Origin of the sequence: Paenibacillus sp. MSJ-34, from assembly GCF_018918005.1 — a bacterium.
Lineage (GTDB): Bacteria > Bacillota > Bacilli > Paenibacillales > Paenibacillaceae > MSJ-34.
Window position 1 is genome coordinate 23,540 of record NZ_JAHLPR010000059.1, and the last position, 9,937, is coordinate 33,476.

At 44.6% G+C, this 9,937-nt stretch carries 11 protein-coding genes; 2 read left to right on the top strand and 9 right to left on the bottom strand.

The features are described from left to right. Positions 1–5 precede the first annotated feature (5 nt). Positions 6–581: a TetR/AcrR family transcriptional regulator gene (locus tag KQI79_RS23770; RefSeq protein WP_216540806.1), complete on the top strand. Its 576-nt coding sequence runs from the start codon at positions 6–8 to the stop codon at positions 579–581. 58 nt (positions 582–639) lie between these two features. Continuing rightward, positions 640–1,863 carry an MFS transporter gene (locus KQI79_RS23775; protein WP_216540807.1) on the top strand — a complete coding sequence of 408 codons (1,224 nt, stop codon included), beginning with the start codon at positions 640–642 and terminating at the stop codon, positions 1,861–1,863. A gap of 206 nt (positions 1,864–2,069) precedes the next feature. On the opposite strand, the gene KQI79_RS23780 is transcribed toward KQI79_RS23775, so the two are convergent. From KQI79_RS23780 to KQI79_RS23820, 9 genes are all read right to left on the bottom strand, one after another. After that, positions 2,070–2,558 (bottom strand): nitroreductase family protein, encoded by a 489-nt coding sequence (locus KQI79_RS23780; RefSeq protein WP_253298369.1) that lies wholly within the window; start codon positions 2,556–2,558, stop codon positions 2,070–2,072. 15 nt (positions 2,559–2,573) lie between these two features. Then, positions 2,574–3,140: a nitroreductase family protein gene (locus tag KQI79_RS23785; RefSeq protein ID WP_216540808.1), complete on the bottom strand. Its 567-nt coding sequence runs from the start codon at positions 3,138–3,140 to the stop codon at positions 2,574–2,576. Between the two features lie 67 nt (positions 3,141–3,207). Continuing rightward, positions 3,208–3,684 (bottom strand): MarR family transcriptional regulator, encoded by a 477-nt coding sequence (locus KQI79_RS23790; protein ID WP_216540809.1) that lies wholly within the window; start codon positions 3,682–3,684, stop codon positions 3,208–3,210. Between the two features lie 339 nt (positions 3,685–4,023). Next, positions 4,024–4,818, bottom strand: coding sequence for an SDR family NAD(P)-dependent oxidoreductase (locus KQI79_RS23795; RefSeq protein ID WP_216540810.1), 795 nt, complete (start codon positions 4,816–4,818; stop codon positions 4,024–4,026). Between the two features lie 20 nt (positions 4,819–4,838). Continuing rightward, positions 4,839–5,837 (bottom strand): helix-turn-helix transcriptional regulator, encoded by a 999-nt coding sequence (locus tag KQI79_RS23800; RefSeq protein ID WP_216540811.1) that lies wholly within the window; start codon positions 5,835–5,837, stop codon positions 4,839–4,841. 258 nt (positions 5,838–6,095) lie between these two features. Further along, entirely contained in the window at positions 6,096–7,013 is a 918-nt protein-coding gene (locus KQI79_RS23805; RefSeq protein ID WP_216540812.1) for an NAD(P)/FAD-dependent oxidoreductase, read from the bottom strand. A gap of 496 nt (positions 7,014–7,509) precedes the next feature. Next, complete coding sequence (locus KQI79_RS23810) at positions 7,510–7,926, bottom strand: Rrf2 family transcriptional regulator (RefSeq protein WP_216540813.1); 417 nt, start codon at positions 7,924–7,926, stop codon at positions 7,510–7,512. Between the two features lie 302 nt (positions 7,927–8,228). Next, positions 8,229–9,188 (bottom strand): NAD-dependent epimerase/dehydratase family protein, encoded by a 960-nt coding sequence (locus KQI79_RS23815; RefSeq protein ID WP_230193399.1) that lies wholly within the window; start codon positions 9,186–9,188, stop codon positions 8,229–8,231. Positions 9,189–9,299: 111 nt separating this feature from the next. Next, the gene (locus KQI79_RS23820) at positions 9,300–9,707 is read right to left on the bottom strand and encodes a TetR/AcrR family transcriptional regulator (protein WP_253298370.1); all 408 of its coding nucleotides are present in this window, start codon (positions 9,705–9,707) and stop codon (positions 9,300–9,302) included. Positions 9,708–9,937 lie beyond the last annotated feature (230 nt).

Consider the following 9,937-nt stretch of genomic DNA (forward strand, 5'->3'; position numbering starts at 1 on the left):
GTAAATTGGGGAGAAGTATTAATTTTAATAAAGAACATGCTTTGAATAAGGCTATGTATTTATTCTGGGAAAAAGGCTATGACGCTACATATATCTCAGATCTCATTGATACGATGGGAATAAGTCGCTCTACTCTCTACGATAGTTTTGGGGATAAGGACGAACTATTTAAACAGGTTTTAGAACATTATAAAAACTATGGCTATCAAAAGAGAAATTTGCTTTTTAGTGGCATAAGCACTAAAGCATCTCTTAAATCCTTTTTTTATCAACATATTGAAAAATGCTATTCAAATGACATTCCCAAAAGTTGTATTATAACTAATTCTTCACTGCTTATTGGACATATTGATCCTTCCATAGAAGAAATGCTTCTAAATGATTTTAATGAACTTGAAAAAGTATTTATGCAAGTCATTGAAGAAGGAAAAAAGAAAGGAGAAATTTCACAAGAGACTAACTCTGAATTAGTTGCATATTCTTTATTAAGTTTAAATCACAGCATTAATTTAATGTCCAAATATAAAAAGGAGAAGAATCTAGCCTATAATCTAGTGGATAAGACTATTGCAGACCTATAGTCTTTCTTTTTTAAGCATTTCGGAACGTACGTTCCAAAAAAAAGAATAAACAAAAGGAATGATAAAGGTGACTAAAAAGACAAATTTTCTAATATTTATTTTGGCAATTAGTTGTGGTTCACTTGCCGCAAATATTTATTATGCACAACCAATTGTACAATTCATTGCAAAAGATTTGAACATCTCTTCTGCTTTATCTGGATTGCTTACTACCCTGACACAAATTGGATATGGATTGGGATTATTTTTTATCGTACCGATGGCTGATTTATTTAAAAGTAAGAAAATAATAGGAATTCTTATCGGGCTTACAATGATTTCATTAGCTGGTACATTAATTTCCACAAATGGAATTGTTTTTTTAATAGTAACAACCATAATTGGCATTGGAGCCTGTGCGGCTCAAATGTTAGTTCCACTAACAATGAGGATTGTGCCCATTAAACAGACAGGTAAATATGTGGGTAAAGTGATGAGTGGTTTATTGATTGGAATTATGGTTGCTCGTCCATTATCTATCGGAATAGCTGATTGGTTCGGCTGGAGAATAGTATTTCTCTTTTCATTAATAACACTAGTTGTCATATTACTGTTAATTATAAAATTTTTGCCCAACTATGAAGTAGTCTCGACTAGTAACATGTTATATCCAAATTTAATAGCTTCTATGATGAAGCTACTAATAAATACATCTCCTCTACAACAAAGAGCATTTTATCACGCATGTTTATTTGCAACATTTAGTCTTTATTGGACAGTTATCCCAATTTTATTAAGGTCTGAGCCATTATATTTTTCAAATAATGAAATTGCATTATTTGGCTTTGTTGCAATAGCTGGAGCTTTCTTAACTCCAACTATTGGTAAAATAGCAGATAAAGGTTATATTTTTGCAATGACTAATGTATCAATGGCGCTCGTACTATTATCTATCGTACTATTATTTTTTGTTAAAGACCATTCACTATTTACTGTCATTTTAATTCTTATCTCAGGCATTAGTATTGATATTGGTGTATCAGGAAACTTATTATTAGGTCAAAAAGTGATCTTTGGTTTGAATCCCGAGATAAGAAATAGGCTTAATGGATTATATATGACTATTTTCTTTTTGGGAGGAGCCTTTGGTTCATGGATTGGAAGTTATACTTACTATAAATTTAATAGTGAAGTAACTTTACTCATTGGAACAGCTTTGCCTTTAATCGCCTTATTAGTTCATTTAATAAAGAATAATACAAAAAGTTTATCAAAAACCAAAAGTTCAAATCCACATTTTTAATATCTCTTTCATTTTACATTTAGATTACTAGTGGAAACTTTAGGCTTATACAGAGACTGTTCACTCGGATTGAAGTTGTAGAAGCTGCGCGAGACAGCGTAGTTATCGGTAACAAATCATATATCATGCTCAAGCAAAAAGAGGACGAAAGAAGCGAATCAGACGCCGCTTCTCGTCCTTTTTGCGTTCGACGTATGTTTGCAATCTTACAACAACTCAAAGGCAAGATCCTTCCAGTTCTCTTCTTTCACAGGCTCAATGGTTTGTTCAAGGTAGCCCATTTCCAGCACCGCAACAATACGTTCGTCATTTTGAACGCCGTAACGACGGGTGCAGGTTCTGTCATAAATCCAATCATTCATTGTCATTCGCACATGGAGCATGCTCTCCTGCGCGAGCAGACGGAAATTCTGCATGAGGCAGCATGCTGCCGCCAAATCTTCTTCCCTTTTATGAAGATCGCGATCTTCCTTTACGACCAATATCAGATAGGCCGGAGCCTGATCTTGCAATCCGGACATTACGTCTGTGCTGCCGGATCCAACGAAGATAAAACGCCAAGGCTCCCGCAAGCCGTCGTTAGGAGCCCATACTGCGACATTCAATAATTCCAATATATGAATTTCGGAAACGGGTTGATCGCTATAGCGCAATGAATGCCCCTCCTTCCCCTTTGGAACCGCTGCCGGCATCATTCAACGTCCCCCTCTTCAACTCGATAATACGGTCCATTTCTTTTCTGCTCGCGTCCGTGTTCTGGCTTTCGGGATCTTGTCAAAGTATCCGAGATGAAAAATGCCAACAAGCCTCTCATTGGGATTCATTTTCAACAGATTGAACAGTTCCTTGCTCTGCATCATCGGCTCCGTGTCCCACAACGTACCAAGTTGACGTTGCCAGGCAAGAAGCTGAAAATTTTGCATCATACCGCAAACCGCCGCATAATTCATGTCACTATTCCTTCTGTCCGCATCCGTTTCGGCTATGATGATGAGATGGCCCGGAATATCGGTAACTCTTTTCCGAACGAATTCCCGCACTTTCTCCGGAAGCCATTTGACCAGTCTGTTCTTCACCAACGGCTCAAGCATGCAGGCAGCCAGACGTTCCCTGGAATCCGCCGTTCCCGCATACACGCACCGGAAAGCCGGCTCCTCTCTGGATGGATATAGGAGCCGCGCTGCGTTGAGCAATTCTAGCACCAACCCCTGATCTACGGGAGCTGGGTTAAACCTCCGTATGCTTCTGCGCTCTCTGATGATCTTCGTGAAATTCATGCTTTCACCCCCGCTTTTGCTCTAAAACGGACAAGGTAATGGAACTGTTAGTGATTTCATCATGTTCTTAACGATAAAAGTCACCCAAATCTCCAAACAGCCGCTTTATAAAATCAAGCTCGGTTTCGCTGTATTGATTCAAAAACTCGTACATCCTTTGCCGCTCCTTGTTATGGAGTTCGTCATGAAGAGCATAGAGTCTCTTCCCGGCCGGCGTTAGCCGAAAGTACACTTCTTTTTTATTATCGTTGAGCTGGGTTTTACGTACCCAACCTGTCTTCAGTAACTTATTGGTTACCTTGGAGGTGTTCCCTTTGCTTAGATTCATTTTTTCGGCAATAGAAGTGACGTTGATCGGTTCCTGCTCGCCAATGCAGGCGATAGTGTGCACCTCCGTCATGTTGAGGGCTGGTACCGCCTCTATCATTTTTCGCAGTTCTTCAAGAAAAACGCTGATTTCCCGGTTCTCATATTGTTCTTTTTGATGAAAAAATCGAATGAAATTCTCATGGATGGCGGTTTTCAACATATCGTTCGTTCTCATGATCACGCAAGCTCCTCGACTCATTGTTTTTTTCATTATACCAAAAATTAGTTTCATAAGAAACAATATGGGCAGGCCGAAGATGTTCTATTTCGTATAGCACCGGTCATATCCGTTTTCGAGCCATATACCAACCTCCTTTTCAATGCAAAATTATTTCGTTGAAATAAATAAAAAAACCGATTAAATAAAAATAAAGACAAATAACATTTAAAAATATTTATTCAAATGAAACAATTTTATTCTAAGGCTATTTCTGTTCGGTGTCAATCATTATGGCGAAATGAAAAAAGAGACACCCTTTCGGATGTCTTCTTTACGCAACCAAGGTGAGTTATTTTAAAAAATAGTCGGCACCATTCCTCCATCCATACGGATTGGCGAACCTTTAAATGCGGATGCATAAGGACTGCATACAAATGCAACTAATCTGCCTATTTCAAAAGGCTTGATAAATCGCTGTATTTCAGATTGAGGCAGGTTTGCCGCCATAAATTTTTTCTCTTTTTCCGAAAAAGTCAGATCTTCATTAGGGTACATGCCCTCAATGATTTGATGCACATTTTCGGAGAGTGTCGGTCCCGGCATGATCGTATTGACGGTAACTTCCGTTCCTTTTGTTAATTTCGATAAGCTTTTTGACAATGATAACAGCATTGATTTTGTCACTGCATATTGAGGCATTTGTCCTGAAGGCATCATTGCTTCTTCGCTCGCAATAAAGAGAATGCGGCCATAGTCGTTTTTCAACATTGTAGGCAAATAAAATTTGGATAATCCATTTGCGGCAAGTACATTCGTACGGAAGTATTTTTCCCATACTTCATCGTCAATGTCCTCATATTGCATAATTTCATAAATCCCCATATTGTTAACCAAAATATCGATATGAGGATATTTTTTGAATAAAGCTTCTCTTTGCTCTGCATCCACAAGATCGGCTGCAGCATTTTGAGGAGAGGTGGCCGGGAAATCCGCTTTAATTTCATTTACAATTCGTTCTGCCTCTTCGTAATTTCGTCCGTTAATGAGTACATTCACGCCTTCTTTGGCTAGTTCAATGGCAATTGCTTTCCCTATACCTTTCGTAGACCCTGTAACTAAAGCTGTTTTATTGTTTAATCCCATATCCATGATTCATTTCTCCTTTTCGTTTATAATTTAGCACGCCAATTTGAAGGAGTATGACCTTCCCAAAGGCGGAAAGCACGGTAGAACGAGTTCTGGTCTTCATATCCAAGCAGGAAGGCCACTTCTTTCATATCGATCGCAGGGTCTGCCAAGTACTCTCGTGCCAGCTCGCGTCGAGCTTGTGTCAACAAATGTTTGAAACTCGTGCCTTCGTCGGCGAGGCGGCGCTGCAAGGTACGATCGCTCATCCCCAACTCGCCCGCTACAGCCTGAATATCGGGACGTCCCCCCGCTAAGCTGCGTTTCATGATCCATTTGACCATCTCGGTAATTGAACGGCCGCATTGCTGTTCATCGAGCGATCGGTCCAATACGGGAGTAAGAACCTCCAGCAACTCTTCGTTGTACGAGACAAAGGGGCGGTCCAGATCTCTTCGAAGCAGCGTCAAGCGGTTATATTGTGCGCCAATCCGGATTCGGCAGCCGAAGTAAGCTTCAAGGACCTGTACATCGCCCATGGCATGCGCAAATTCGACTCGATGCGCCGTCAAGTGTTGACCTGTGCCGCGGCGCCCTAGCTCCAGCAAAGACGCCAGCGTGATGCCAATCAGCATTGGCGGACCGGGTCGCTCGGTATGCAGCCATTCCAGTTCGATCACACAAAGCTCGCCCTTCTCGGTGATACGCAAGCTTTCGGGGGGGCACAATTGTTTGTACCGGGCCATACGGTTTAAAGCGTCGCGATAGTCGCGAGCGTGGTAAGGCGCTAAGACGCTCGGCGGGTACTTCGCTGTTTCAAAGGCGGTCGCAAGCTTGACAATTCCTATCGCAGGGTCGCCAATGAGATCGGAAAAAGCCTGCCATATCGCGAAATATTGCTCAGTAGTCACTACTGTTTCATTCATAACGGTTAGCGGCAGTCGCGCTTTGCGAACCACATCGTGGGCGGCAATCCCTAATTGATGCAATCCTGCCCAAAAACCTGCCGGCATTTTAATACGGTTAAAGGTATGAGACGTCATACTTAAGGGCCTCCTCCAGTTGCTTACACCTTCGCTAGCTTTGGATTGGCGTCCTGCCTTGTTGGCTGGACAGTTATTATAGTATACCTACTCAATGCCAATCTGTAACTAGCAAAGAGCGACTGTTTACTTGCCAATTGCGCCAAATCAAGGATATAATAATAAAATAGCGGCAACCATGAAAAAATAAAACATGGCTGCCGCTATTTGATTTTAATTTACGTTCCCGTTCGTATGATGAGGCACCGGAAAAAATCCTCATCCGTTTCGGTTCCAGGCCTCCATGTTGAGTTCATTGTTCATGGCCGCGGCGACAATTGCGCCCATCGAGGCGGCAGCAATGGCCTGGTACATTCGCGATGCCGCGTCCCCGGCGCTATAAACGCCCGGAACGTTCGTTTTTCCGAACTCGTCGACGACAACCGCCCCCGCTTCCGTCATCTGGCATCCGATAGCTCGCGGCAGGTCCGATCCCGTAACCAGCTCCGGTTGGAAAAAGATCCCCCTGCATGGAACAGTCGTCCCGTCTTCGAGAACGACTTGCTGCACGATCCCTTCGTTTGAATCGATGGATCGGATCGGCGAATCGTACAGAGGCACTTGATGCCGTTGGAGCTCCTCGCGCTGAGTATCCGTCAGCTCATCGGGGCCATTCGTGCAGACGGTAAAACGGTTCGTCCATCCGGATATGAGCGGAGCGAAATGCATGAGCCCGGCTCCCTTCACAATGATGACAAGCGGCTGATCCCTTAATTCCCAGCCGTCGCAATACGGGCAGACGAACGCGCTTTTCCCGTATACCTCTGCGAGCCCCGGAATGCCTAGCGGCCGATCCTTCATGCCGACGGCAAACAATATCTTTTTGCTTGCAATCGTTTGCCCTTGCTCGGTCTCTATTTGAAACCGTCCGTCCGTCCCCGCGATCGACACGGCCGTTTCCGCCACGAAGCGGACGGAGGGGTAGGCGCTAATCTCTTCCTTCGCAATGCGCCGAAATTCGCCAGGCCTGATCCCGTCGCGGGTAAGAAATCCGTGGGCCTCGCGGGTCACGGCGTTGCGGGGACGGCCTTCATCGATCACCGCTATGTGCTTCCTCGCCCGTCCAAGCACCAGGGCGGCGTTCAACCCTGCCGGGCCGCCGCCAATAATCGCTACGTCGAAAAGTTGTTTTTCCATTGTCAACATATACCTCCATTTCAAAAGTTCCTTCAAACGTCATGAATTCGTTGCTTCCGAATGAACAATAATGGCGGAAGCCATTTGCAATAAAGTTATTATAGGTATATTAAATCTGTAATTTGGAGTAAAAAAATAGAAAGATGGCCTAACTCTTTCCCTAACCCATTGGCATAGGGAATACCTCCCTAGATTGGAAGGCGATCCGTGCGGACTTACGCCCCTTATTTGGCGCTTACGAAACTGACAATCCTTATTGGGCTCAAAATGTAGATGTTCCCAATCTAACGAAAGTACGTCTCTTTATTCATTGAAAATCGGCGGTTTTACCGCCTTTTCTCCCTCATTAGCGTGTTTCAGTTTCGTTACATGAGCAACAAGGCGATTTGCAGGCGATTAGCGTGTATTCGTTTCGTTAGCGCATATGATGGGTCGTCCGCCGTCAACGATTGCCATTTCTCTCTCCTATGCCAATCCCGCAACAAGATTGTTTGGACTATTTTATGCCGCTATCCCACATGTTGGTTGCTTTCTTGGCAAGCTCGGATATTTTCTGCTCTCTCAAAAAAACTTCCATTTTATTTTCCGCCTCAACCATAACCTGTTGAATCAAACATCCTGGATTATGATGCAGACCGCATTCAAATAACGAGGCTGTCCCCTCAATGGCATGAATGATATCCAAAAAGGAAATTTCCTCCCAGTTTCGTTTGAGGCGATACCCTCCGTTCACGCCGGAAATTGATTCGATCATTCCGGCCTTTGCAAGCTTGGTCAATATTTTCGATAAATAGGTTGGCGACACTTGCTGCTGCTCAGCAAGCTGCTGCACCCCCACGGGCTTATCGAAAGGAGATTTGCAAAGAAACAACATCGTATGAAGGGCATAATCCGTCGCTTTGGAAAATTTCATCTACACATCACTTCTCCGTTTCTATTCTCCCCCTATCTTACACCGCTTTAGAAACGCAATCAAGAAAAGCAGCCCAAGGTAATTAAAGGATTTAAAAGACTCCTTATATCCTTGATAATAAATGAAAAGAATGCAAATGTCAAAATTCCGTCTTGCATCAATCAAAATCCGGAAGGGCGAGCGTACTCTAATTATATCGAGGGACGAAAGAAATCAAATTTTCGGCACGAGACAGCAATAGGGCTAGGCGTAATCCGCCTAACCCTTCACCATTACCTCTCCCGCATAATGATAACATGGATTCATTCAATTCTTGTCTGCAACGCGCGGATCGTATCCGTAATTCCCTCCCCGAAACTCGTTGACCGTATCGGTCCGATCAACCTTTCGTATTTGTCCCCACTCAAGACAAGCGGTTCTTCCGTCAAATAGAGCATTTCCACTACCTCCTTCATGACCGGTACGCCCATGCCGAGCAAAGAGAGGCCGATTCTTCCAAGCGGAATGACAGGTTTGGCGCTTCCGCTCGCCTGGCGGGCGATTCGCACGATCTCTTTCCCCGAGATCAAACCTGCGCCCGGAATATGCCAGTTCTCCCCATAAGCATCGTCCCTTGCGGCGAGCTCCACAATCATGAACGCTGCGTCCGGCAAGTAGACGAATTCCCGGGGGACACGCATATTGCCGATGAAAAATGCCATCTTGCCGGCCGCGATCGCTGCGAGCGTAGAGCCCAGATAAGAAGCGTCGTTCGCCGTGGGGCCGTAATAATCCGGCAAGCGGGCGATCATGACTTTGGCCCGGCTCCAACGGTCGGCGAACAGCATCTTCTCGTAAGCGAGCCTGGTCTTGCCCTTCCTCGTATGCGGCTGCTTCGGGTGCTCTTCGGTCGCCCGCTCCATCTGTCTTCTTCCATAAGGATAGATGCCGTCGATGACGACTACCTTCAAGTTCAGCCGGTCGGCTGCCTCCATCACGGATTCGCCCAGAGGAATCAGCTTGCTTACCATTTCGTGATACGGTACGTTTGCGCAATGGAATAGGGTGTCAGCGCCTTCCGAAGCAGAGACGATGTGATCCGAACGGAAGGCGTCACCTACGGCAATCGTTAAATGTTCCGGGTAACCCAGTCCGGCACTAAGCCTCTCCAGCTTCTGGCGAGATCTCCCGAACGCCACCGTCCGAATCCCCCGCTTGACCAATTCCTCCGTTACCGTAGCACCTGTACCTCCCGTTGCTCCTACGACAATCGCTTTTTTCAAATAGATCACCTCATTCATGTATTTGTAATTGATCAATCACTTACTTGAAACCAATATAGCATTCTGTGATTGATTAGTCAATCACAAATTATGAAAAGTGATATCCCCTTCTCATTTTTCCATCAAATCGGGCATGTCCAGTGCTGCCGAAATATTGCACAGCATCCCCCGGGCCAGGAACAGCATCGTTCGTTCCTCGGGATTCGAAATGCCGGCTGCGCGGAAGGCGTCCAAAACCATTCGGCGGACTTCCCCGTATCCATTACGCATCGCTTCCTGAATCGCGTCTTCCCGGATCGTCTGAGCCTGCATCTGAAGCAGCGCTTCATTCTGATGCGAGTCCAGAATATCCTCATAGGCCCGGATCAGGTCGGTCTCCAGCCGTTCCGACGGTGTCGTCTCAATGTCCTTGCGGAAAGACTCGATCACTCGCGCCCAGGATACCTCCAGTGCCGTCAGCAACAACGCTTCTTTTGTCGAGAAAAAACGAAAAATGTACGGTTGCGATATGCGAGGCAAATCGGCTTTTCTCACCTTTGGCGTTCTGTTCCATCAAACAGCAATCGATAAGAAACGTAAATACAATTCTTCGGATAGAATAAAAGGTATAGTTAACCTTATTGTTTATAAAGTCCAGCGGTAAGATGTCAAGCCCCTGATTCATGAGAATTGGAAATTTACTTTAAGGAACAGGTCAATGAGTCAGGAAAAAAGACAACACCAAACTAAACCCAGTTCAAAAATCGAGT